Source organism: Pseudomonas sp. NIBRBAC000502773 (genome assembly GCF_006517195.1).
GTDB lineage: Bacteria > Pseudomonadota > Gammaproteobacteria > Pseudomonadales > Pseudomonadaceae > Aquipseudomonas > Aquipseudomonas marginalis.
In genome coordinates this window covers 6,205,493-6,228,089 of the sequence record NZ_CP041189.1, presented here as the reverse complement: position 1 = coordinate 6,228,089, position 22,597 = coordinate 6,205,493, and the positions used below count along the sequence as shown (strand labels likewise).

Genomic DNA, 22,597 nt, shown 5'->3' with positions numbered 1-22,597 from the left:
GCACCCTTTGCATGCGCAAGCTCATGGTTCTATCGCTGCTACTGCTGAGCTTGAGCGCCTGCGCGCTGTTCCCCAACCGCGACCCGGTGAATATCAATGTGGTGGGCATCGAGCCGCTGCAAAGCCAGGACCTGGAAGTGCGCTTCGCCGTGAAACTGCGGGTGCAGAACCCCAATGAAACGGCGATCGACTACAACGGCGTGGCCCTCGACCTGGAGGTCAACGGTCGGCCGCTGGCGTCGGGGGTGAGTGACCAGCGCGGCAGCATCCCGCGTTTTTCCGAGACGGTGCTGATGGTGCCGGTGAGTGTTTCGGCGTTTTCCGTGCTGCGCCAGACCTTGGGCCTGAGCCAGACCCAGAGCTTGAACAACCTGCCCTACGTGCTGCGGGGCAAACTGGCGGGCGGGCTGTTCGGCACGATGCGCTTTGTGGACCGTGGCACGCTGGACTTGCCGAATACCGCGACCTGGTAATGACACCATGCAACCGACACTCTTTACCGAACGCCTGATCCTGCGCCCGCTGACCCTGGACGATGCCGAAGGGATCCAGCAGCAATTCGCGCATTGGGACGTGGTGCGTTACCTCAACGCCCTGGTGCCGTGGCCCTACCCGGCCGATGGCGCGCGCATCTACCTGGAGCACATCGCCCTGCCCGCCATGGCCCGTGGCGAGGAATGGCACTGGTCGCTGCGCCTGAAAAGCGCGCCTGGACAGTTGATTGGTAACGTCAGCTTGATGGATGAGCAGGATAACAACCGCGGGTTCTGGCTGGGGCCGCAATGGCAGGGGCAAGGGTTGATGGCCGAAGCCAGCGCGGCGGTGACCGACTACTGGTTCGGCGTACTCAAGCGCCCTGTGCTGCGAGCGCCCAAGGCCGCACCCAACCTGGGCTCGCGGCGTATTTCCGAGCGCACGGGCATGCGTTTGATCAGGACGGATGAAGGTGAGTTTGTGGCAGGCACTTTCCCACGGGATATCTGGGAAATGACCCGCGAGGAATGGCTGGAAAACCAACCCCTCAAACGCTGAGCCCCAAAGGTGGGAGGTCCCACTACGTCTTCGACGTAGCGCTGGCGCGCAGCAAACCGGGACCTCTGTGGCGAGGGAGCTTGCTCCCTCGCCACAGGAATGCAGCCGCCTATCAGTCAGTGATATAGCGCACGCCTGGCTTGGCGCGCTCATCCACCACCAGCTCGAACACATCCGGGCGGGCGTAATGCCCCACCACGTCATAGTCGTACCGCGCTCGCACCAGGTCATCGGTGTTGATCTGCACGGTCAACAACCCTGCCTCACCCAGCAACGGCCCGGCGAGGATGTCGCCCATGGGGCCGACAATCACGCTGCCGCCGGCGATCAACGGGCGCTCTGCAGGCCAGTTGGCGACCTCGATGCCCAATGCCTGGGGCGAGGCCTGCACCTGGCAGGCACTGACCACAAAGCAGCGCCCTTCATGCGCCACATGGCGCATGCTCACCTGCCACATCTCGCGCTCATCCACCGTCGGCGCGCACCATACCTCGACGCCCTTGGCGTACATCGCGGTGCGCAGCAGCGGCATCATGTTTTCCCAGCACACCGCACCGCCGATGCGTCCTACCGCCGCGTCGATCACCGGCAAGGTCGAGCCGTCGCCCTTGCCCCAGATCAGCCGCTCGGTGCCGGTGGGCATCAGTTTGCGGTGCTTGGCCACCAGGCCGCCGGTGGGTTCGACATACAAAACCGTGCAATACAGGCTGCTGCCACTGCGCTCGATCACACCCAGCACCAGGCTGGCGCCGGTACGTGCCGACAGGCCGGCCAGGGCCTCGGTCTCGGCGCCCGGCACATCGATGGCGTTGGCAAAATAGCGGGCAAAGGCTTCGCGGCCTTCGGGCAGGCGATAGCCCAATTGGGTGCCGAATCCTTCACCCTTGGGATAGCCGCCGAGCAGCGCTTCGGGCATCACCACCAATTGCGCGCCGCTGCGCAGGATCTCGTCTTCATAGGCGAGGATTTGCGCCAGGGTGTCGGCCTTGCCGCCAGGCAGGGAACCGATTTGCAGGGCCGCCACAGTAGAAACGGGCATCACGATCACTCCAGATAAGGGGGGTTGCCCATTCTCTCGCCAGGCTCGATCATGAATAAAGCCCACCTCAGTGCTGAATGATATGAGCCAAATGAATATCGCCCAGGTCGACCTGAACCTGCTGAAAACCTTCGAAGCTCTCCACGATGAGTCCAGCGCCAGCCGCGCGGCGTTGCGCCTGGGTGTCACGCAGTCGGCCATCAGTGCAGGCCTGCGACGTCTGCGCGACGTCTATGGCGACCAACTGTTTGTGCGTACCGGCCGTGGCCTGGCGCCGACGCTGCGGGCCAACCAATTGAAACCGGTGATCAGCGAGGCGCTGGAACGTTGTCGGCAAAGCCTGGCGATGGTCAATCCGGACAACCCGAACTATCAAGGCCGCTCGGTGGTGGTGGGCCTGTCCGACGACTTCGAGATTGCCTATGGCCGCCGGTTGATGGACGCCATCGCACAGCGCTTGCCGAAGCTGCGGGTGATCTTTCGCCAGACCCACAGCCAGATCGTTGCCGGCGCCCTGCTCGATCGCACCCTGGACCTGGCGATTACCGCAGGCGGCTTTGCGCAAAGCCGGTTGAGTCGGCAGGTACTGGGAGAGGGGGATTATCGTTGCGTCGTGGACCCACGCAGCCTGGCGCCGGGCCAGGAAAGCTTCAGCCTGGATGAATTTGTCACCCGCGAGCATGTGCTGGTGTCGTCAGGCGGGTTCATCGGCATCACCGACGAAGGGCTGGCGGCGCAGGGCCTGAGCCGCCAGGTGTGCGCCTCGACCAGTCATTTTGCCGCACTGCCGTTCCTGCTCAAGGGCAGCCAGGCGGTGGCGACCATTCCAGGGCATGCGGCGCAGGCCATCGCCGAGATGACCGGCCTGCGGGTCCTGCCCTGCCCGCTGGCGCTGCCGCGCTACCCGGTGGAACTGGGTTGGCGCACCCAGGCCCAGCTTGATCCGATGTTGCTTAAAGTACGCGAAGCGATTGCCGCCGGCTTTACTTCGCCGCCGCCATCAGTTTGTTGACTTCACTGCGCACCATGTTGGAAAACTCCGGCGGCGACATGCCGTCCAGTTCGGCGCGGACCCATTCGGCCCACTTGCCCTTGCGCTTGGCGCGCTCACCGAACAACCGCGCGGCTTCGCCCTTGGCCTTGCCCAGGTTGGTTTGCCACAGGTCGTAGAGGCGGGACTTTTCATCTTCCAGCTCGGCGCGCTCGGCGAGGGTCTTGTTGGCGAGATTGAAGCTCATGTTGAAATTCCTGCTGTACAAATAGACGACATCTTACACTGTAGGCCGAATTTTCCGGATTCGGATTTCGCTCGCCCGTGCTGACCCGGCAAAAAAACTGCAACTTTTGCCACCGCCCGGCACTCCATTGTTCACTGTCACATTCACCTGCAAGGAGTCACACCCATGGCCCGCAAAACTGCCGCCCAAGCTGTTGAAGATCAAATCAAGGATCAAGCATTCAGTGAACTGACGGCCCTGATCGAAGAATCGGACAAGCTGCTCAAAAGCAGCGCTGCCCTGGTGGGCGAAGAAGGCGAAACCCTGCGCGAACAGGTCGCCATCAAACTCAAGCAGGCACTGGACTCGGTATCCAACGTGCGCGAGCGCAGCAAGCCAGTGGTCGATGCCACCGAAACCTATATCGGTGGCCATCCATGGCAGACCGTGGCCATCTCCGCGGGCTTTGGCCTGGTGGTTGGCCTGCTGCTGGGTCGCCGTAACTGACAGACACATGCCCGTAGCAGCTGACGAGCCTCGTCAACTGCTACGTAGCCCAGTCCCGCAGTTGGTTCAACGCTTCCAGATCCACCACCACGCCCTCCTCCAGCGACTTCGCCCGTGTGCGATGACGTCGATCCCCCGGCAAGCGCCGCAACCCCGCCGCATGCATCTGCCGCACCAGTTCCTGACTGCGCTCGGCGAAGCTTTGCCCGGCGGTTTTGCTCGGATCGATCACAATCAGCAATTGCCCGGTCCAGGGCGTACGTGCGCCGGGGTGATCGGCCCAGTTGAACTCGAAGGAAAAGTTACCCCCCGTCAGGGCCGCCGCCAGCAATTCGACCATCATCGACAACGCCGAGCCCTTGTGCCCGCCAAAGGGCAGCAACGCGCCGCCTTCCAGCACAGCCTTGGGGTCGGTGGTGGGCTGGCCGAGGCTGTCGACCCCCATGCCCGGCGGCAAGCGCTCGCCCTTGCGCGCGGCAATCTGCACATCGCCGTGGGCGATGGCGCTGGTGGCCAGGTCGAACACTATCGGCAAGCCGTCGGCACGCGGCGCGGCAAAGGCAATAGGGTTGGTGCCGAACAGCGGCCGGTCGGCGCCATGGGGCACCACGCAAGTCATGCTATTGACCACGCTCAGCGCCACCAATCCTTGCTCGGCGAAGGGTTCGACATCCGGCCACAAGGCCGCGAAGTGATGGGAATTGTGGATCGCCAGCAGTGCGATACCGGCACTGCGGGCCTTATCCACCAGCAGCGCGCGCGCCGCTTCAAGGGCCGGCTGGGCAAATCCGTTGCCGGCGTCCACCCGCACGAAACCGGACGCCACATCCGTCACCACCGGCACCGCCTTGCCATTGACCCAGCCACTGGCCAACGTGCTGAGGTAACCGGGGATGCGGAAAATGCCGTGGCTATGGGCACCGTCGCGCTCGGCACTGGCGCAATTGCGCGCCAGGATTTCGGCCACTTCCGGCGCGGTGCCGTGCTTCACGAATACCGCACTCAGCAACCTCACCAGGTCGTTGAAACCGATGAGGGCTGTGGCGTTGTCGACTATCGGGGACTGGGCAGGCATCTGTAGCTCCGATTTTATAATTGGAAGAGACAACAAGAATCCAGGCCGATGATTAAACAACGCCTGCCGTGCCTGCTGTCAACGGGCGCTTGCGATCTGCACCAGTTATCTACCGCCCTCCACGTGATGCCTGCACCTACTTTGGAGCCTCCTACGCGCCATACCGATGGAGAGTGCAGCATGGCAAACGTCACCCCACCCTATTTCTTCGAAGAACTGTTGCGCCCGGACCGACGCAAGGAACCGACGGAACGGGAGCGTGCGCTCGGGTTCACCGTCAAGGACCTTGATTGGCTGAACACGCTGTATTACGCCACTGACGCGATACGCATGGCGCCGACGGAAAACGGCTATCCCATGCGGGTGGAAAGGCTGCTGGTGGGCCTCGCCGGCCAACCTGCCATCCCATTGGCCGGTGCCTTCATGATGAGCCCGACACCTGACGAGGCCAAGGCCGTGCTCTATACGCCCTATGGCGGCCTGGAGCTGTTCGCGAGCCACGCCGGCCTGCTCGATGCACTCGGCGACCGGCTGGCGCAACCGCAGCACCGCGCCGATCTGCTGGGGTTCCTGTCGATCGGCGAACGTGATGCGCTACTGGCACACACCCGACTGACAGTCACCACCGCCGTGATCCAGGGCGCAGTGATGGAGGACCAGGAACGCGTGATCCTCGCGGCCCAGCAGAAAAATGTGCTGGCGATGTTCGCCGAGCTGCGCAAACTCCCCAGCCTGCGCGAGATGCTCGACACCTTGCTCGGCATCATGGCCCACACCTATTTTCCAGGGGTGAACCAGAGCAACACCCGGGTGAACTTCTTCCGCCGTGCGGCCACGGCCGAGGATATGCACTGGGTCGCCTCCGAGCCGTTGCGGGATGCGCTGTTGCGCTTCTATGTGCAGCAGGCCTGGCCCACGGACCAGACCCACACGTATTTCAACATCGGGCATGACACCCGTGCCTTCAGCGCCGAGCAACTGGCCCAGGAGCAACAGCGCTGGGACAGCGTGGTCGAACAAACCGCCAGCATTCTTTCGAAGTTATTGAACAGCCTGCTGCAAACCTACTGGAACGAAGACTTCAAGGATGGCCAGTCGCGCGTGCGCTTCTTCAGCCGGGTCATGGCTGACAAGTTTCGCGCCGACCTGTTGTTCAAGCACCAGGCAACGATCCTCAGCAGCGCTGAAAGCCTGCGGCTGCGCACGGTATTCCTTCCGGACCAGGCCGCGCGCAAAGCCGTTGACAGCCAGCTGAACATCGAAAAAGTGCGGGTGCATGCGCCTTTTCAGCATTACGTCGAGCTGGCCAGCACCCTGATGATCAGCACTACCCACGCGTACCTCTACACCCAATCCCGTGGCTTGCAGGTACTCGCCGACCTCAAGGACCTCAACGACACCCTGCTGGCCATGCTCAAGACCGCGGGGCACGAAGACGAGCTGCTCAATTTCCTGTCCGTGGATGAGCGCAGCGTGTTCGTCGGCATGGATCAAATCCAGGTGACCGGAACACCTGTCGCCGGCGATGTGTTCCAGGAAACGGTCGAGGACATCGTCGCCAAACAGCTCGGCAACCTTGAGCATGCGCTCGGGCTTTATCGGCGCAGCGCAGGCAACGTCGACCTGGCCGCCCTGCTCGACAGCGTCCTGGACGTACGCAACATGCTCGACAGTCGGTTGCAGGAGCAGGAAAGCGACGGGCGCTGGTCCGTCCATCCGATTAGCAGCGGCAGTGGCCGCCCCTCCACCGTCCAGGCGGAAAAAGCCAGGCTGCACCTGCAACGCCTGCAGGCGGTCGAGGCGGCAATGGCACGGGAGCGCAGCCAACTTCCAACTCTGCGCACCCTGGCCGCCCATGCCCTGCAGGTGGAGTTGAGCAGACGAAACCTGGACCTGCAGCCCGAAGACGTCTACATCAATACCTACCCCACCCAGGCCCAGGAGCGCGAAGAGCGCTTGCCCCAGGCGTCTTCGAGCATGGTCGAGCACTTTATCGCCCGCCTGGCCAGGCAAGCCGATGCCCTGCGCGCGTCCTACCTCACCTGGTTCTACGGCAAGCGCAGCGCCGGAGCCGCCTACAAACTGAACAACCTGACCCTCGCGACCTTCAACGCGATCATCGACCAGGTAGTGAGCTCGTTTGCCCACAATGACCTGCGCACCTTGCCGAATGTGCTACTGGAGAATAACCAGGCGCACCTGAGCCAGGGCATGCTGCAAGGCCTGAACGGCGAAGCGCAACTGCGGGCGCTGAACAAGAGCCTGTCGCCCGCCGGCCTGGCGTTGCTGGACAGCACGCTCCAGGCCGACAGCATGACCCGCCTCACCCGCCATGGCTTGAACGGCTTTATCCCGGATGCGTTCGGCCTGACTGTCCGCATCGGCTCGGATGCCACGCCCCATGCCCTGGCCAATTGTTTTGTATTGACCGAACGTGGCGGCCTGGACAACGTGCATTCAGGCATGGCGCTGTTGTGGACGCCCCATAGCGGCTATGAAGCCTTTGCATCGATCAAGGCCCTGCGCGATGACCTGGAGCAACGCCTGCAGGATCCCCGGCGGCGACTGCCCCTGATGGAAAACCTGCGCGTCTCCAAGCGCGTGCCCCATCAGGCCTGTCAGCTCGGCCCACTGCAACGTATCGACGATCACCTGCTGCATGACCGGCAAAAGACCTACAGCGACTTCACCCGTGACGAGATCAATCATCTGTTCTCGATGGGACTGAAGGCCGCGCGTTTGCAGACCGGCATGGACAACCTGATCCGCCGCCCGCCACCGAGCAACCTGCCCAGGGCCATCGCCATCGCGCATGCGCTGGTCCGCCAGCAAGCGCTGCCGGTAGGGCTGGGCATGGCGCCACCCCATGAGCAAATCCTCCACGCCGAACTGCTGGAGCAATACCGCATCAGCGCACCGGACGCACGTGACTACCTGCACAGCATCACGCCGATGCGCAATGAAGCCCGGCGTGTGCTTGCAGAACTGCTCAACGCGCGTTTTCCGGGGCAGGTGGTCAATCCGGATAACGTATTGATACCCGGCCGTATCGACTTGAAAGGCAACACCCAGACCCTCACGGACTTTGCCTTGCGGCACTTGCCCGAACTCAGTGGCGACGCCATACGGCCACGTTCGCGTACCGCCACGCCGCTGCCGGCGGCATTGGACGGCAATGCCATCGTGCAACTGGTGCGCCAGCTGGACTTGAAACGCCTCTACCAGACCCGGCTCAGCCCCCTTCTCAAGGGCCAGACCGAAGAGGCCCGCGAACGGCGTCGATTGTTCTGCCGGCAATTGCCCTGGCAATTGCTGCAATACGCCCATGGGCAAACCCTCGATGAGCGGCTGTCCGCCTCGGCCTGGGGCTTTATCCAGCAAGCCTTCGACATGCCCGATGCAGTGGCGCGGGCCGCCGTGGGTGGCGCGACCGCGATCGTTCGTCCGCTTGAGTTGATCGCCACCGAGGGCGCGGCGCGGGTCAAGGCGCTGGGCTGCTACCTGATCGGGCCGGCCGCCGGCGCCCGCGGCCCACTGGTCCTGTACGCGCCCTACAGTCCCAGGCATCTATTGCGCGAATACGCGGATGAAGCCGCGCTGCTCCATGAGTTCACCACCCCGGGCGCACTGCAGGATTGGATAGTCGGGCAGCTGGACGCGCCCCATCAAGCGACTTACCGCAACTTGCTGGGCGAGCGTTGGAGCCAGGGATTGTCCGAGATTCGTCTTGGCGTATCGCCCATCGGCGGCAACCTGCTGAACCAGTTGTTCGATGACAATAGCGAGATGCTGCTGCGGATGCTGGCCCGCCAGTTCGAGCGATTGGGCAGCACCCAATGGGACGCGGTCACCAGCCTGTTCAGCGAGGAAATCCCCAAGGGCCTGCAATTGCTCACCGGCAAGCTCGCCTATCCGCTGGTGGTGTGGCGCAGCTATGAATTGTTCAAGGCCTCCGCTGAAGACCTGCAGCAACATCGCTGGCAACACGCGCTCAAGACCTTTGCCGCCGGGGTGGCCGAGCTGGCCTCCTTGCGCAGGGACATGGACAAGGCCTTTACGCCGCCCTCACCCGCCAGGCCGGCCGACCTGGAGCAATGGCTGCAGGCTGCACCGCCTGCCCCAGGCACCTTGGCCGACCTGGACCTGACCGCTCCCGGGCGTACTTATTTGCAAGCGTTTGAAAACCATGGGGTGGCCTTGGCTGATTTGAAGCAAGTTTCACCCAACAGCCCCTATCGAGATGAGACCGGCACCCGCGATTTTGTCGCGGTGGCAGGCAAGGTCTACCCGGTAAAAAAAGCCGGGCAACGCTGGCGCCTGAGCAACGGCGAATTGCACGGCCCTTATGTACAACACCATGCCCAGGGCGGCTGGACACTGGACCTGGATCGACATCATCCACGCTACGGAAAAACCTTGAGTCGCTACACAGGCAGGGTGCAAACACGGGCGGCCGAGCGCGATGCCATCAATATCGAAGCGGCGGGCATGCGGGAAATTGCGGCGTTGTCGAGTTGGAAAGCCCAGTGCATCGATGAAGCGCTCAATGTCGCGACGTACTATGCGGTCAACTGCAAGCGCAACCTCCTGCACTTTGCCACGCATTTGGACCCCAACAGCCGCGCGGGGCGGTTTTTCAGCGAGTTGTTTGGCGTGGTCACGCTGACCTCCGATCAAGTGCAAAGAGTGGAGCGACGCGTCGACGAACTGCTCGATGAGTTGACGAATCACACCCTGATCGGTCCCGACTCACAGCGTTTTGTCGTCGGTACCCATCGCTATAGCCCACACGACACGTTTGCCTTCGTGCTGCCCAATGACACGGAGCAGAAAATCTATTTGCTCGATCGCTTCTTCGACCCGCACATGGATATCTACCAAAACCGTCTGAACACGCCCTTCAACCTCTCTGCCCATGCACGGGCAACGGTGCTGATTCACGAAATCACCCACATCAAATCCTTGACCGAAGACCTGGCCTACCTGGACAGCATGCGGCCGTTCCACGACCTGATCAATGTCAGCATCCGCGGCGCGAGGCCGATGCAGACCGACCTGGCCGACTTGCGCGAGACCGCCTTGTCCACCCTCACGCCCGCCGCCCTGCTGTTCAAGACCTGGGACGATTTTTCCCAGGCATGGGAAGACTTCGGCAGCAATCGCGGGACCACACCGGCCAAGGACAAGGTGCTGAGCACCACCGGCACTCGCACCCTCAGTGATGCCCGTGCCATCTTCATGAGCGACGCCGATAAACGTATCGATACCATTCTGGCGAATGCCGACTCGGTGACCTACATGATCAGCCAACTCGGCCGGGAACTGGATGCGGGAGCCTGAACAGGCTCCCGGCGGGTCTATCAGTCTTTCTGGTCACGCAGGATATTGCCCGAAGCGCCATCGATGCGCGCTTCATACACGGTGCCGTCTGACTTGCGGCCCTTGACTTCCCAATAGCCGTTGTCATCGGCTTCGGCCGCATAGACTTCGATGTAGCCGGCCTTCGTCTTGGCCACTTCAATCGCCTTTTCGATGGTGATCCAGCCCGCACCGGGCTTATCGGCCATAGCGGCGCCGGCACTGAGCAGCGCGGTGGTTGCACACAGGGCGGCTAAGGTTTTCTTCAGCATATTCGTACTCCATTGTGGGAATGTCCTGAATTTTTTAGGTCCTGGCAAATAAGAATAAGTTCCAATTGATGTGCAATCGCCATGACGCCTGTTCTCGCGGTCCACCTCGGGAGGTTAGAATGTGCGAAATCAGGATGAGTTAATGAGCGAAAAGTCCGTATCAGAAGCCGAATATGACGCCATCACCGACGCCGCCGCGCATTGGTGCATGCGCCTGCACGCCAGTGATTGCACCGCGGATGAACGTCAGGCTTTTGCGCAATGGCATGACTCCCATCCACTGCACGCCTTTGAATACGCGGCCATGCTGGAAATCTGGGACGTCGCCGACCACCTGCCGCGCCACGAGATCCCGTCGGTGGTGGTGCCGTTCAAGCCGCGCAGCCGGCTGCGCACCTACGCGGTAGCGGCGGCGATCTGCCTGGTCGCCTTGCCTCTGGCCGCCTTCACTGGCTGGGAAGCCGGCTGGCTGCCGAGTTCCTATGAGCGCTTCCAGGCCACCAATGGCTTACGCCAAGTCACCCTGGGCGACGGCAGCGAGGTGGAACTCAACCTGGGCACCGAGCTGGTCTACAGCAACTACAAGGATCAGCGCCGCGTCACGTTGAACAAGGGCGAGGCGTTCTTCAAGGTCAGCCACGACAGCGCGCATCCGTTTATCGTGCGCGCAGGCGAAGGCCAGGTGCGCGTCACGGGCACCCAGTTCAACGTCTGGAAGTATGAAGACCAGGTGCGGGTGATGTTGCTCGAAGGCTCGGTGCAGATTACCAGCGACCGGATTCACGGCAGCGTGCCCCTGACGCCGGGCATGCAGGCCAGCTACCAACAGGGCGATGCAACGCCGCGCGTACAGGCAATCACCGCCAATGACCGTGCCCTGGCCTGGCGCCAGGGCAAGCTGGTGCTCGACAACCTGGCGCTGGTGGATGCGTTGCCGTTGATCAACCGCTACCTGAACAAACCGGTGATGCTGGCAGACGCCAACACCGGGACAATTCGCATCGGCGGCATCTACAACATCACCGAGGTCAATAACCTCATCCCCTCCTTGCCCAAGGTTTTGCCGGTCTACCTGACCCAGAACCAGGATGGCAACCCCGTACTCAATTCCATCCCGCGTAAATCCCCCAAAGGCTGAGCTTGCCCCCCGGCTCGGGCGTCGTTGCGCCTGAAGTGTCCATTTTTGAAACACTCGACGCCTCTGGACCGCCCGTGCCGTGCGGATTCATCGTTTTGTCATACGCGGTGTTACAGCGCTGATACAGCGGGGTGAATCGTTTGTGGTACGGCGCTGTGTGTGTACCTGGGCAGCAGGTGTCTCAGCGCTGAAACAGCACTGACATCACTTTGCCCACAAATAACTCCAACCTATTGAATAACAACAATAAATAAAAAGCGGCACGGCTTCTGCTCTATCCCTTACAGCGCTGTTTAGGGTCAGCGCGACGAATAAGGAATGCCGCCGTGGCCACACTCACTCAAGGTTCGATGAACGTGCTGCTGATCAGCTGTGTACTCAGCGTCGGCATCAGTGTTCCCAGCTTTGCAGAGGATGGTGTGATTGTGACAGGGCGCAACGTGCAGGCTCATATGTACGGCCGCGCCGCCTTCGGTAAAGACCCCTACCCCACCACCGCCAACGCCAACCCCAGCCGGGACATCATCGGTGCCACCGGCGAGCTCAGTGATATGGATATCGGCGGCATCAGCAGCGGCTCAAGCATTGTCCGCGCGGTTCAGACCAACGGCACCTTGACCGGCCTGCACGCCACACAAAACAGCATGTCCACCCTGGGAGCCGGCTCCGCCGCGGGCCACGGTGCGGGCAGCAGCATGGGCGGGCAGATCAGCGACTCGGTCCAGCGCGGCATGGCGCCGCTGAACAACATCGGCAGCATGCTGGGGGGCAAGTGATGAATCGTTCCCTGCTCGTTCTCGCCCTGCTGGCCAGCGCCCCGGCATTCGCCGACGACACGGCGGTGATCCACAACAGCGGCCAACAATACCAAGGTGTCGTGTCGATCAACCAGGCAGCCGGCAACCAGCAGCAAATGTCCAACAGCCGCGCCATCGCGCTCGGTGGCCAGGCCACCAACGTCAACATCCAGCGTCTAGACGGCAGTGTCGACCCGTCCCTGAACGCCAAGGCGGCGATCCAGGGCAGCTCATTTACCAACGGCAACGGTGTACTGGGCATCAACCAGTCCGCCGGGGCCAATAACCAATCCATCAATGCCGTGCGGATCAGCATCAACCCTGGCCCGCAAAGCATCGATGACAGCGTCCTGTTGCAACAGAACACCACGACGCTGGCAACCGACTCAGGGCTCACCCCCACCACTGGCAGCCGCCTTGTCGTTACAAGCGACCAGGCCTTCACAGGCAGCCGAGGAGTGATTCAGGTGAACCAGAGTGCCGGGGTGGGGAACCGAGTGGCTAACACCCTGGGCATCACTATCAAGTAAACGCTTGGTAGTACTCGTTAGACCGTACCAACACTTAACCAACTAATTAGAAGCAAGGAGAAACACCATGAAACCTCAAATGGCTCTGAAACCACTGGTTTTCGCTCTGGCTGCACTCATGGCTGCTGCTGCTCAAGCAGGTGGTGGCTGGCACCCTGCACCTCAACCCACCGGTGTGGTTGCCTCTGTGGTGACCGATGTGCAAAACAGCGTGGGCAACAAGTTCGATGACACCAAGACCGAAAACAATGCCTCTGCCGATAACTCGGTCAATGGCAACAGCGGTAACACTGGGGTCAACGTTCAGTCGGGCAGTGGTAACCAGGCCGACAACTCCGGCGCCATCTCCAGTGCTAAAGGTGACTTCGCAACGGTATTCGCGGTTGTCGATGTCAATCAGAACAGCGCGCTGAACAACTTCGTCAACAAAGGCACCCAGAACAACGCCTCTGCGGATAACTCCCTTAACGGTAACTCCGGCAACCTGGGTTACAACGGCCAGGCCGGTCAAGGCAACCAGGGTAAAAACAACCTGGCAATCACCACCGCTGATGGCAAAAACATTGCAGCGGCCGCCAACACCGAGCAAAACTCGCTCGCCAACAACTACCTCAATGCCGCGGCTACCGGGTATGGCCACCATGGCGGCAAACCACAATACGTGTCGAACAACTCCAGCCTCGACAACTCGGTTAACCGCAACTCCGGCAACGTGGGTGTGAACCTGCAATCCGGCTCGGGCAACCAAGGCAGCAACAGCCTGTCGATCGGTCAAGGTTGCAGCGTCTGCGCCAGCGGCGTGCGCTTCTGATCCAACGGGGCCTTGGCAACAAGGCCCTTTTTTATTCCAGTGTCCAGCAGGTCACATGATCATGCGCCTCGCGACCCTCACCCTCCTGATGCTGCTCACCGGCCCGACCTGGGCAGGCACCATGGCGATCTCCGCCCTGCCTGGCGGTGCAGTGATCTACAAGAAGGTCGAGAGTATTCGTGAACGCCGATTCGCCAACCTGGTGGAACAGAAAACCGACTTCAGCTGCGGTGCTGCGGCACTCGCTACCATTCTGCGCCAGGGTTATTGGCTGGATGTAGACGAAGATCACGTCATCAAAGGCATGCTGGTCAATGCCGACCAGGACCTGGTGCGTACCCAGGGCTTTTCCATGCTGGACATGAAGCGCTACCTCGAAAGCATCGGCATGCGTGCCCGGGGCTACAAAATCGCGCCAGAAACACTGGTCACCGTAAAGATCCCCGTGGTGGTGCTGCTGGAAATTCGTGGCTACAAGCACTTCGTGGTGATGCAGCGGGCCGACAAGGACTGGGTCTATATCGGCGACCCGGTACTGGGCCATAAGCGCTATTCCCATGATGACTTCGTCAAGGGCTGGAACGGCATCGTGTTCGCCGTGCTGGGTGAAGGTTATGACAAGGCCAATGCCCTGCTCGACCCGCCCACACCGCTGACCGCCAAGAGCCAGATGAATGAGTTCAGGCCCGTAGGCGATGCCGAGCTGATGGATTTCGGTTTTATCCAGAGCGACTTCTTCTAAGAAGCGCAATAAGGGGCAGGACGCTCCAGGAGCAAAAGATGAACACTTCCCGTTGGCTGACGGTCTTGTGTCTGGCAGCCTCAATGCCCGCTTATGCTTCGTCGGGGTTCAAGCCCATCGAGCTCAAGGATTCGGAAATGGCCGACCTGCGCGGTCGTTACGTGATGCCGGGGCGGATCATCAGCTTCGGCATTGTCATGAGCAGCACCTGGACCAACGCCGTGGGTGACAGCATCACCGGCAAGGCCAGCATGCAGATCGATTCGTCGACCATCACCCCGCAATTCTATGTACAAACCACCGGCTCGACCGGCAACGGCACGAACCCGAATACCGGCACCGGCACGGTTACCGGCGGGGCAGGCCTGGGCAGCGGCCAGGGTGTGACACAAAGTGTGCGCACCGCCGGCGATGGCAACACCGCCTACAACAATGTAGGCATCACCGTCGAGAACGGCTTTGCGCCCTCCAACATCGTGCAATCAGGGCAAGTACTGGTCGCCGGCGGCACCGTTACCGGTGACAGCGCGGCAGGCCGCGTGAGCGTGTCGGCCAACAACGGCGGCTTGCAGATGGCGATCCAGGCCAATCACAACCAGGGCAACAGCCTGCAGCAGATCGGCGGCGGGAATGTGCTGCAAGGCACGGTGCTGACCGGCAACACTAACTTCGTCAACAACATGACCCAACTTAACGTCGTGATGAACAACAACGGTTTGAACAACGGTGCATTGAACTGCAATCTGGATCAACTCAAAGCCCTACGCACGCTCGGTTATTGAACTACGCTGACCGTCGACACTTACGCATTAGAAAAGGACGGCTTATTTCATGCATCGATCGTTATCGCTCCGTGCTGTGATCTGTTTAAGTACGCTCTTGCCCGCATCCGTTCTGTATGCAGCGCCAGATAGCGACATCGAAACCCTCAAACAGGAACTTCTGGAACTCAAGCAGCGGTACGAAGTGCAGCAAAAAGCGCTGGCCGTGCTGGAGCAGCGCGTGCGTCAGGTCGAAGACCAACCGGCTACCCCGGCCCCCAAACGCTTGGCCAAGTCGCCGGCAGACTTTCAGAAAGCCAACGGCACCACCGTCGCGGGCACGGGGGCCGCGGCGGCTTCCGGTGGTGCGGGGGGCGGCGGCAGTTCCTACGGCCAGTCTCTCAAGGATGATTCGGCCCCGGCGCAAAGCGTCAGTAACCTCTATAACGAAGCCAGCGGCTTTTTCGGCAACGGCAAGTTCAGCTTCGAAACCGGCGTTACCTATGCCCGTTACGACGCCCGTCAGTTGACCCTCAACGGGTTCCTGGCGCTGGACTCGATTTTCCTCGGCAATATCAACCTGGACCGGATCAAGTCCGATAACTGGACCCTGGACCTGACCGGGCGCTACAACGTCGATAACCGTTGGCAGTTCGACGTGAACGTGCCGGTGGTGTACCGCGAGTCGACTTACCAGTCTGCCGGTGCCGGCAACAACGGCACCGCCACATCGGAACAGTCGGTCACCCGCGACCCGACCATCGGCGACGTCAACTTCGGCGTGGCCTACAAGTTCCTCGACGAAACCCCCACCCTGCCGGACGCCGTGGTGTCGGTGCGGGTCAAGGCGCCCACCGGCAAAGAACCGTTTGGTATCAAGCTGATCAATACACCCGGCAACGACAACCTGTTCGTGCCGGAAAGCCTGCCTACGGGCAATGGCGTGTGGTCGATCACACCGGGCATTTCCCTGGTCAAGACCTTCGATCCTGCGGTGTTATTCGGCTCGCTGTCCTACACCCATAACTTCGAAGAATCCTTCGATGACATCAGCAGTGACGTCAACCAGAAGGTGGGCGGCAAGGTCAGCCTGGGCGACAGCTTCCAGTTCGGGGTCGGCGTGGCCTTTGCCCTCAACGAGAAGATGAGTATGTCGTTCTCGGTGTCCGACCTGGTGCAGCGCAAGAGCAGGCTCAAGCCCAACGGCGGCGACTGGCAATCGGTGGTTTCCAGCGATGCCAACGCCGGTTATTTCAACGTGGGGATGACCATTGCCGCGTCGGATAACCTGACCATCGTGCCGAACCTGGCAATCGGCATGACGGACGATGCGCCGGACTTTACGTTCAGCCTGAAATTCCCGTATTACTTCTAACCCGACCGCTACAGAGTCCGGTGCACAAGGAAAAGCCCCGCAACGATAAGGGTCGTTGCGGGGCTTTTCGGTTTACCCGCCCTAGCGGATCTGGTGTTTGTGCAGCAACCGGTAGAACGTCGGCCGGGAAATCCCCAGCACACGGGCCGCGACACTCAGGTTGTCGCTATGCCGGTTGAGCACATCGCACAGCGCCTGGCGTTCAGCACGGTGCTTATAGTCTTCCAGTGTAGCCATGGGTGGCGAAATTGCCTGCTCGCCCAGCAATCCCAGATCGGCGGCCTCGATCTGGCGCCCTTCGGCGAGTACCAGGCCGCGGCGCACGCGGTTGGCCAGTTCGCGCACATTGCCCGGCCACGGGTGTTGCCCCATGGCCACCAGGGCGTCATCGCTGAAGCTGCGGGGGCGGCGGCCGGTTTCCTGACTGTAGAAGCGTGAAAAGTGGTTGGCCAGCATCGCCACATCACCATGGCGCTCGCGCAAGGGCGCGGTGACCACCTGCAGCACATTGAGCCGGTAGTACAAGTCTTCGCGGAAAGCGCCCTTGGCGACCGCCGCTTCAAGGTCGACGTGGGTGGCCGCCAACACCCGCACGTCCACCGGAATCGGCTGGCTGCCACCGACCCGCTCGACCTGCTTTTCCTGGAGAAAGCGCAGCAGGTTGGCTTGCAGTTCCATGGGCAAATCGCCGATTTCGTCAAGGAACAGGGTGCCGCCATGGGCCGCTTCGATGCGCCCGACCTTGCGTTGATGGGCACCGGTAAACGCGCCCTTCTCATGGCCAAACAGTTCGGATTGGATCAGGTGTTCGGGAATGGCGCCGCAGTTGATCGCGACAAAGGGCCTGGCATGGCGCTGGGATTGGCGGTGCAGGGTCTTGGCCACCAGCTCCTTGCCGGTGCCGCTGTCGCCACGGATCAGCACCGGGGACTCCGTGGGCGCCAGCTTGGACAACAACTTGCGCAATTCGCGAATCGGGCGGCTGTCACCGAGCAGCTCATGCTCGGGCTCATCGACCGGAGTGTGCCCCTTGCCGCGCAGGCGCGCCATGCCGAACGCCCGGCCCAAGGTGACCTGGACCCGAGACACGTCGAAAGGCAAGGTATGAAAATCGAAAAACCACTCGCAGACAAAATCACCGACATTTTGCAAGCGCAATACATCCTGGCTGAGCACAGCAATCCATTCGGTGCCGCTGCGGCCAATCAGTTCCTTGACCGCTTCCGGACGCTCCAGATGGTAAGGCTGCAGCCGCAGCAAACCGACATCACAGGATCGGTCACCTACCGCCTCCAGGGCACAGCTGTCGACCTCCCAGCCTGCCGTGCGCAAACCGGGTAATAAGCCATGGCAGTCGTCACAAGGGTCAACCACGAGTAAGCGGCGCTGCACGGGTGTAACAACCATGACTATTCCTTGGCGTCAAAATTGTTAAAGTTATTTAGAAACAATGTGTTGTGACGACCAGCGCTAACACTAGCAAGATCTTGACGCAGGCCTTGTACCATTTCGCTATAACAGCGGGTAAAAAGCCATCAAACAATGCATTGAGCTAAAAAGTTGCGCCGCGCTAAAACTTTCATTCAGCTTTCAAAACAGCCGCTTACATGACATCAATCAGGAAAAGTTGAAATTTGTTGCTCTAACATGTGACCCGCCCCCCGTCATCGCGCATCAGTACAAGTAACCCGCCGCACGGTCAGCCCAACCGCCGGTACTCACTTGAATGGGCATTTAGAGAGAGACCCACATGAACGCCCCGCTCCGCATCAACGAAGCTCTTTTGATCGCAGACCGTGCTTTCCAGCCCTTTCAATGCGTGGCCTGGCACGACGGCAACGGCGCCCTGAGCCTGAGTGTGATCGACCGCACCAATACCCGTATCGGCAGCAAACAATTGTCGTCGAACACCTATAGCGACCCGGCGCAATTGGAAGACTTGCTGTTGCAAGCCCGCGCCGAGCTCGACAAAGATGGCTACCAGTTGCAGTCCTGGGCCATGCCGAAGTAAATCGCGGCTAACTTGCGATCACTGCAAAACAGTGGTCGCAAGTTGCGCAATACAACGTTAGAGATTTATCGCGCCGTGAGAATAAACCGCTCGATTGCTTCGGCAGCGCCATCCTCGACATTACTGCCGGTGACCACGCTGGCCTGACGCTTGACGGCTTCTTCCGCCTGCCCCATGGCAATCGACAACCCCGCCACCTGAAACATCGCCGGGTCATTGCCCCCATCCCCGATGGCCGCCGTCTGCTCCAGAGGCACCCCAAGGTGCGCCGCCAGCGTCTTCAACGCCTCGCCCTTGTTGGCCAGCATGGCCGTCACATCCAAATAAATCGGCTGCGAACGCGACACCTGGGCCAAGCCCTGGACCTTGGGCTGCAATTGCGCTTCCAACGTCACCAGCAATGGGGTGTTGTTGCTCGCGGCGACGATCTTGTCGATACGCTCCAAGTAGGGCTCGAAACTCTCCACCACTACCGGCCCGTACCCCAGGCCATGGGCTTCGCGTGGTTCCACCGGCCCTGGCGGACCACGGCGCAGCCAGTCACCGTCGGCAAACACCCACACTTCCACATCCGGCTCGGCCGAGAACAGCGCCAAGGTCACCAGCGCCGCCTCTGCCGGCAGATGGTGGGCAACCAGGATGCTGCCATCCGGGTTGATCAAGGTGCCACCGTTGAAGCCTGCGACCGGCACATCGATCCCGAATGTCTCGATCAGGTGCAGCATGGCCTTGGGTGGTCGTCCACTGGCCAGGCTGAAAAACACCCCGGCCGCGCGCAGGGCGCTCACCGCATCGGCGGTGCGCTGGCTCAGGCTGTGATCCGGATGCAGCAAGGTGCCGTCCACGTCGCTGAGGATAAAACGGATGGGATGAATCGCTGCATCACTCATCCGAGCGAGTGCCAGGTGCGGCCATCGCGCGCCAGCAATTCGTCAGCCGCTGCAGGCCCGTCTTCACCGGCCCTGTAGGTCTGGATCCCGTCGTCCTCCTTCCACGCATCGAGGAACGGTTGCACTGCACGCCAGCCGTTTTCGATGTTGTCGGCGCGCTGGAACAAGGTCTGGTCGCCGGTCATGCAGTCGTAGATCAGGGTTTCGTACCCGGTCGACGGTTGCATTTCGAAGAAGTCCTTGTAGGCAAAGCCCAGCTGGATGTTGGCCATGTCGAGGGTCGGCCCGGGCTTTTTCGCCAGCAGGTCGAACCACATGCCTTCGTTGGGCTGGATCTGGATCTTCAAGTAGGTGGGCTTGACCTCGTCCACCTCGGTGTCACGGAATTGCGCATAGGGCGCCGGCTTGAAGCAGATCACGATCTCGGTGTCGCGCACGCTCATGCGCTTGCCTGTACGCAGGTAGAACGGCACGCCGACCCAGCGCCAGTTATCGATCATCACCTTGAGGGCAACGAAGGTCTCGGTGCTGCTGTCGGGAGCGACGTTGGCTTCTTCGCGGTAACCGGGCAATGGCTTGCCGGCGATTTCGCCCGCGGTGTATTGACCGCGCACCGAGTTGGCCCGCGCGTCTTCCAGGGACCACGGGCGTACCGCACCGATGACCTTGGCCTTTTCACCGCGCACCGCATCGGCACCAAAGGCGGCCGGGGGCTCCATGGCCACCATCGCCAGCAGCTGGAACAGGTGGTTGGGCACCATATCGCGCAGGGTGCCGGTTTTTTCGAAGAAATTGCCTCGCGTCTCCACGCCGACGGTTTCGGCGGCGGTGATCTGCACGTGGTCGATGTAATGGTTGTTCCAGAACGCTTCGAACAGCACGTTGGAGAAACGGCTGATGAGGATGTTCTGGACCGTTTCCTTACCCAGGTAATGGTCGATGCGATAGATCTGCTTCTCGCTCATCACCTTGAGCAGGCTGGCGTTCAACGCTTCGGCGGTGGCCAGGTCGGAGCCGAAGGGCTTCTCGATCACCACGCGCCGGAAACTGTCATCGGTTTCCGTCAACAGGCCGGCACTGCCCAGGCGCTGCACCACGTCACTGAAGAAGCGTGGTGCGGTGGCCAGGTAGAACACCGCGTTGCCGGTGCCGCTGCCGGCGATCTTCTTGCCGATGTCGGCGTAGGTGCTGTCATCGAGGAAATCGCCCTCGACGTAGCTGATGCCTTTGGCCAGTTGCGCCCACAATGCCGGATCGAGGGCGTTATCCCCATTGCCCTTGACCTTGCTTGCGGCCTCGGTGCGGATAAAGTCCTCGAGTTTCTTGGCGAAGTCGGCATCACTGATGGCGTTGTGATCAACGCCAACGATACGAAGGCCATCGCCCAGCAAGCCATCACGACTGAGGTTGTACAGCGCCGGCATGAGCAGGCGCTTGACCAGGTCGCCATGGGCGCCAAACAGGAACAGGGTGGTGGGTGGAGCAGGTTCGGCCTTGAGTTTCTTGCCGTTGGCGGTCATTTTTTGGAAGTCTCCACGTGGCCGCCAAAGCCAAAGCGCATGGCAGACAGCATCTTGTCACCGTAGGTGCTCTGCTGGCGCGAGCGGAACCGCGCGAACAACGACGTGGACAATACCGGCACCGGCACGGCTTGTTCCATGGCGGCTTCGATGGTCCAGCGGCCTTCGCCACTGTCGGCCACGGAACCGGAGTAACCGTCCAGTTTGGGGTCGGTGGCCAGGGCGTCGGCGGTCAGGTCCAGCAACCAGGACGAGACCACGCTGCCACGGCGCCAGACTTCGGCGATATCGGCAACGTTGAGGTCGAAGCGCTGGTCTTCTGGCAGGTTTTCCGAGTTCTTGGTCTTGAGGATGTCAAAACCTTCGGCAAACGCCTGCATCATCCCGTACTCGATGCCGTTGTGGATCATCTTGACGAAATGCCCGGAGCCCGCCGGGCCGGCGTGGATGTAGCCCTGCTCGGCACGCTTGTCAGCCGACGCGGAACGGTCCTTGGTGCGCGGGATGTTGCCCAGGCCCGGTGCCAGGCTGGCGAAGATCGGGTCGAGGCGCTGCACCGTCTCGGTGTCGCCGCCGATCATCATGCAGTAGCCACGCTCCAGGCCCCAGACGCCGCCGGAGGTACCGACATCGACATAGTGCAGGCCCTTTTGAGCCAGGGCCTTGCCGCGACGTACGTCATCCTTATAGTTGGTGTTGCCGCCGTCGATGATCACGTCACCGTCTTCCAGCAGCTCACTGAGTTCATTGATGGTGTTTTCGGTGGGGTCGCCTGCCGGCAACATCACCCAGACGGCACGCGGTTTCTGCAGCCCGGCCACCAGGGCCTTCAAGTCGGCAACGCCGGTGGCGCCCTCTTCGCTCAAACCTTTGACAAATGCTTCGTTACGGTCGTAAACAACGGTGGTATGCCCATTGAGCATCAGGCGCCGTGCAATATTCCCGCCCATGCGGCCTAGTCCGATAATCCCCAGTTGCATGTGCTGATGCTCCCAACTACTGAATAAATGTGTGACATAGTTTATAGCGCAATGAGGCTAATGAGGGTTAGTCCAGGGCAGATCCGTGTAGTTTCATGGGAAAAAGTTGCCATCGTTTCACCATCACGCCCCCGAAAGTCACACGACCACCAAAAATAAAAAAGTTCCATTGAGGTGAAAAAGAATTCAGAATTGCTTCCGACTGTTGCCGAGAACCTCGACTCAAGCGTTCTGGCACACCGCGACACACCGGCTATTTGCGAGGCAAGCAATGAGCACAGCACAGATGACCCGTCCTCCACAGACCCTCTACGTCACACTCCGTCGCGATGAATTGCGCCAGTTGAAAGACGAACGCGATCAGTTGCAGCTTGAGGTCATGCGCCTGCGTGCTCATATCATTCAAGCCCAATTGGACCAGCCTTCCGGTGCGCAGCCCGCGCTCTGCTGAGCCCGTCATCACTTTGTAAGATAACGGCTACATAAATCTCACAAAGTTTTCACATGCCCTTCCCGATACTCCCGCCCCCAAGGGCCATCCC

Annotated in this window: 22 protein-coding genes; 14 read left to right on the top strand and 8 right to left on the bottom strand. The window is 61.0% G+C overall.

The genetic code is table 11. The features are described from left to right. Positions 1 to 11: 11 nt before the first annotated feature. Positions 12 to 473 (top strand): LEA type 2 family protein, encoded by a 462-nt coding sequence (locus tag NIBR502773_RS28535; RefSeq protein WP_065927877.1) that lies wholly within the window; start codon positions 12 to 14, stop codon positions 471 to 473. Between the two features lie 7 nt (positions 474 to 480). Beyond that, the gene (locus NIBR502773_RS28530; RefSeq protein ID WP_141157543.1) at positions 481 to 1,032 is read left to right on the top strand and encodes a GNAT family N-acetyltransferase; all 552 of its coding nucleotides are present in this window, start codon (positions 481 to 483) and stop codon (positions 1,030 to 1,032) included. A 112-nt stretch (positions 1,033 to 1,144) separates the two neighbouring features. Here the strand turns inward: NIBR502773_RS28530 and NIBR502773_RS28525 are convergent, their stop codons facing one another. Further along, on the bottom strand, positions 1,145 to 2,071 hold the full coding sequence (locus NIBR502773_RS28525) for a carbon-nitrogen hydrolase family protein (RefSeq protein WP_141157542.1): 927 nt from the start codon (positions 2,069 to 2,071) through the stop codon (positions 1,145 to 1,147). Positions 2,072 to 2,162: 91 nt separating this feature from the next. On the opposite strand from NIBR502773_RS28525, the gene NIBR502773_RS28520 reads away from it, so the two are divergent. Continuing rightward, a complete protein-coding gene (locus NIBR502773_RS28520) occupies positions 2,163 to 3,083 on the top strand; it encodes a LysR family transcriptional regulator (protein ID WP_115486219.1) in 921 nt (306 codons plus the stop codon). Here the strand turns inward: NIBR502773_RS28520 and NIBR502773_RS28515 are convergent. Further along, entirely contained in the window at positions 3,055 to 3,309 is a 255-nt protein-coding gene (locus tag NIBR502773_RS28515; protein ID WP_003190904.1) for a hypothetical protein, read from the bottom strand. The genes NIBR502773_RS28520 and NIBR502773_RS28515 overlap by 29 nt on opposite strands. 165 nt (positions 3,310 to 3,474) lie before the next feature. Here NIBR502773_RS28515 and NIBR502773_RS28510 point away from each other — a divergent pair, with 165 nt between their 5' ends. After that, on the top strand, positions 3,475 to 3,795 hold the full coding sequence (locus NIBR502773_RS28510) for a YqjD family protein (RefSeq protein ID WP_032887039.1): 321 nt from the start codon (positions 3,475 to 3,477) through the stop codon (positions 3,793 to 3,795). 40 nt (positions 3,796 to 3,835) lie between these two features. On the opposite strand, the gene NIBR502773_RS28505 is transcribed toward NIBR502773_RS28510, so the two are convergent. Next, on the bottom strand, positions 3,836 to 4,870 hold the full coding sequence (locus NIBR502773_RS28505; protein ID WP_065941243.1) for an Ldh family oxidoreductase: 1,035 nt from the start codon (positions 4,868 to 4,870) through the stop codon (positions 3,836 to 3,838). A 180-nt stretch (positions 4,871 to 5,050) separates the two neighbouring features. Between NIBR502773_RS28505 and NIBR502773_RS28500 the strand changes: the two genes are divergently transcribed. Further along, on the top strand, positions 5,051 to 10,210 hold the full coding sequence (locus NIBR502773_RS28500) for a dermonecrotic toxin domain-containing protein (protein WP_141157541.1): 5,160 nt from the start codon (positions 5,051 to 5,053) through the stop codon (positions 10,208 to 10,210). 20 nt (positions 10,211 to 10,230) lie between these two features. Here the strand turns inward: NIBR502773_RS28500 and NIBR502773_RS28495 are convergent, their stop codons facing one another. Then, positions 10,231 to 10,500: a PepSY domain-containing protein gene (locus NIBR502773_RS28495; protein ID WP_027606443.1), complete on the bottom strand. Its 270-nt coding sequence runs from the start codon at positions 10,498 to 10,500 to the stop codon at positions 10,231 to 10,233. Between the two features lie 142 nt (positions 10,501 to 10,642). Here NIBR502773_RS28495 and NIBR502773_RS28490 point away from each other — a divergent pair, with 142 nt between their 5' ends. The 7 genes from NIBR502773_RS28490 (at position 10,643) to NIBR502773_RS28460 (ending at position 16,654) form a co-directional block, all read left to right on the top strand. Further along, a complete protein-coding gene (locus NIBR502773_RS28490) occupies positions 10,643 to 11,638 on the top strand; it encodes a FecR family protein (protein WP_141157540.1) in 996 nt (331 codons plus the stop codon). A gap of 326 nt (positions 11,639 to 11,964) precedes the next feature. Beyond that, positions 11,965 to 12,414 (top strand): hypothetical protein, encoded by a 450-nt coding sequence (locus NIBR502773_RS28485; protein WP_065927885.1) that lies wholly within the window; start codon positions 11,965 to 11,967, stop codon positions 12,412 to 12,414. Continuing rightward, complete coding sequence (locus tag NIBR502773_RS28480) at positions 12,414 to 12,965, top strand: adhesin (RefSeq protein ID WP_092488639.1); 552 nt, start codon at positions 12,414 to 12,416, stop codon at positions 12,963 to 12,965. Before NIBR502773_RS28485 ends, NIBR502773_RS28480 begins: the two co-directional genes overlap by 1 nt. A gap of 67 nt (positions 12,966 to 13,032) precedes the next feature. Next, entirely contained in the window at positions 13,033 to 13,776 is a 744-nt protein-coding gene (locus tag NIBR502773_RS28475) for a hypothetical protein (protein ID WP_141157539.1), read from the top strand. 61 nt (positions 13,777 to 13,837) lie between these two features. After that, a complete protein-coding gene (locus tag NIBR502773_RS28470; RefSeq protein WP_065941237.1) occupies positions 13,838 to 14,518 on the top strand; it encodes a C39 family peptidase in 681 nt (226 codons plus the stop codon). Positions 14,519 to 14,556: 38 nt separating this feature from the next. Continuing rightward, a complete protein-coding gene (locus NIBR502773_RS28465) occupies positions 14,557 to 15,300 on the top strand; it encodes a hypothetical protein (RefSeq protein WP_141157538.1) in 744 nt (247 codons plus the stop codon). Between the two features lie 49 nt (positions 15,301 to 15,349). Next, positions 15,350 to 16,654, top strand: coding sequence for a hypothetical protein (locus tag NIBR502773_RS28460; protein ID WP_065941235.1), 1,305 nt, complete (start codon positions 15,350 to 15,352; stop codon positions 16,652 to 16,654). 81 nt (positions 16,655 to 16,735) lie between these two features. Here NIBR502773_RS28460 and NIBR502773_RS28455 read toward each other — a convergent pair whose 3' ends face one another. Continuing rightward, on the bottom strand, positions 16,736 to 18,061 hold the full coding sequence (locus tag NIBR502773_RS28455) for a sigma-54 dependent transcriptional regulator (RefSeq protein WP_115486227.1): 1,326 nt from the start codon (positions 18,059 to 18,061) through the stop codon (positions 16,736 to 16,738). A gap of 343 nt (positions 18,062 to 18,404) precedes the next feature. On the opposite strand from NIBR502773_RS28455, the gene NIBR502773_RS28450 reads away from it, so the two are divergent. Next, the gene (locus tag NIBR502773_RS28450) at positions 18,405 to 18,665 is read left to right on the top strand and encodes a hypothetical protein (RefSeq protein ID WP_032887053.1); all 261 of its coding nucleotides are present in this window, start codon (positions 18,405 to 18,407) and stop codon (positions 18,663 to 18,665) included. 65 nt (positions 18,666 to 18,730) lie between these two features. Here NIBR502773_RS28450 and NIBR502773_RS28445 read toward each other — a convergent pair whose 3' ends face one another. Genes NIBR502773_RS28445 through gnd form a run of 3 tightly spaced genes read right to left on the bottom strand, consistent with a single transcriptional unit; the run spans position 18,731 to position 22,055 of the window. Then, positions 18,731 to 19,555: an HAD family hydrolase gene (locus NIBR502773_RS28445; protein WP_141157537.1), complete on the bottom strand. Its 825-nt coding sequence runs from the start codon at positions 19,553 to 19,555 to the stop codon at positions 18,731 to 18,733. After that, positions 19,552 to 21,075 carry a glucose-6-phosphate dehydrogenase gene (zwf, locus tag NIBR502773_RS28440; protein WP_141157536.1) on the bottom strand — a complete coding sequence of 508 codons (1,524 nt, stop codon included), beginning with the start codon at positions 21,073 to 21,075 and terminating at the stop codon, positions 19,552 to 19,554. Before zwf ends, NIBR502773_RS28445 begins: the two co-directional genes overlap by 4 nt. Next, on the bottom strand, positions 21,072 to 22,055 hold the full coding sequence (gene gnd / locus NIBR502773_RS28435; RefSeq protein WP_027606455.1) for a phosphogluconate dehydrogenase (NAD(+)-dependent, decarboxylating): 984 nt from the start codon (positions 22,053 to 22,055) through the stop codon (positions 21,072 to 21,074). The genes zwf and gnd overlap by 4 nt, the downstream gene beginning before the upstream one ends. A 286-nt stretch (positions 22,056 to 22,341) precedes the next feature. On the opposite strand from gnd, the gene NIBR502773_RS30685 reads away from it, so the two are divergent. Beyond that, positions 22,342 to 22,506: a DUF6026 family protein gene (locus NIBR502773_RS30685; RefSeq protein WP_162844261.1), complete on the top strand. Its 165-nt coding sequence runs from the start codon at positions 22,342 to 22,344 to the stop codon at positions 22,504 to 22,506. Positions 22,507 to 22,597 lie beyond the last annotated feature (91 nt).

Excerpts from the sequence above, each read along its gene's own strand:
- NIBR502773_RS28535 (WP_065927877.1), top strand. The coding sequence starts at position 12 with ATGCGCAAGCTCATGGTTCTATCGCTGCTACTGCTGAGCTTGAGCGCC.
- NIBR502773_RS28530 (WP_141157543.1), top strand. The coding sequence starts at position 481 with ATGCAACCGACACTCTTTACCGAACGCCTGATCCTGCGCCCGCTGACC.
- NIBR502773_RS28525 (WP_141157542.1), bottom strand. The coding sequence starts at position 2,071 with ATGCCCGTTTCTACTGTGGCGGCCCTGCAAATCGGTTCCCTGCCTGGC.
- NIBR502773_RS28520 (WP_115486219.1), top strand. The coding sequence starts at position 2,163 with ATGAATATCGCCCAGGTCGACCTGAACCTGCTGAAAACCTTCGAAGCT.
- NIBR502773_RS28515 (WP_003190904.1), bottom strand. The coding sequence starts at position 3,309 with ATGAGCTTCAATCTCGCCAACAAGACCCTCGCCGAGCGCGCCGAGCTG.
- NIBR502773_RS28510 (WP_032887039.1), top strand. The coding sequence starts at position 3,475 with ATGGCCCGCAAAACTGCCGCCCAAGCTGTTGAAGATCAAATCAAGGAT.
- NIBR502773_RS28505 (WP_065941243.1), bottom strand. The coding sequence starts at position 4,870 with ATGCCTGCCCAGTCCCCGATAGTCGACAACGCCACAGCCCTCATCGGT.
- NIBR502773_RS28500 (WP_141157541.1), top strand. The coding sequence starts at position 5,051 with ATGGCAAACGTCACCCCACCCTATTTCTTCGAAGAACTGTTGCGCCCG.
- NIBR502773_RS28495 (WP_027606443.1), bottom strand. The coding sequence starts at position 10,500 with ATGCTGAAGAAAACCTTAGCCGCCCTGTGTGCAACCACCGCGCTGCTC.
- NIBR502773_RS28490 (WP_141157540.1), top strand. The coding sequence starts at position 10,643 with ATGAGCGAAAAGTCCGTATCAGAAGCCGAATATGACGCCATCACCGAC.
- NIBR502773_RS28480 (WP_092488639.1), top strand. The coding sequence starts at position 12,414 with ATGAATCGTTCCCTGCTCGTTCTCGCCCTGCTGGCCAGCGCCCCGGCA.
- NIBR502773_RS28475 (WP_141157539.1), top strand. The coding sequence starts at position 13,033 with ATGAAACCTCAAATGGCTCTGAAACCACTGGTTTTCGCTCTGGCTGCA.
- NIBR502773_RS28470 (WP_065941237.1), top strand. The coding sequence starts at position 13,838 with ATGCGCCTCGCGACCCTCACCCTCCTGATGCTGCTCACCGGCCCGACC.
- NIBR502773_RS28465 (WP_141157538.1), top strand. The coding sequence starts at position 14,557 with ATGAACACTTCCCGTTGGCTGACGGTCTTGTGTCTGGCAGCCTCAATG.
- NIBR502773_RS28460 (WP_065941235.1), top strand. The coding sequence starts at position 15,350 with ATGCATCGATCGTTATCGCTCCGTGCTGTGATCTGTTTAAGTACGCTC.
- NIBR502773_RS28455 (WP_115486227.1), bottom strand. The coding sequence starts at position 18,061 with ATGGTTGTTACACCCGTGCAGCGCCGCTTACTCGTGGTTGACCCTTGT.
- NIBR502773_RS28450 (WP_032887053.1), top strand. The coding sequence starts at position 18,405 with ATGAACGCCCCGCTCCGCATCAACGAAGCTCTTTTGATCGCAGACCGT.
- NIBR502773_RS28445 (WP_141157537.1), bottom strand. The coding sequence starts at position 19,555 with ATGAGTGATGCAGCGATTCATCCCATCCGTTTTATCCTCAGCGACGTG.
- zwf (WP_141157536.1), bottom strand. The coding sequence starts at position 21,075 with ATGACCGCCAACGGCAAGAAACTCAAGGCCGAACCTGCTCCACCCACC.
- gnd (WP_027606455.1), bottom strand. The coding sequence starts at position 22,055 with ATGCAACTGGGGATTATCGGACTAGGCCGCATGGGCGGGAATATTGCA.
- NIBR502773_RS30685 (WP_162844261.1), top strand. The coding sequence starts at position 22,342 with ATGACCCGTCCTCCACAGACCCTCTACGTCACACTCCGTCGCGATGAA.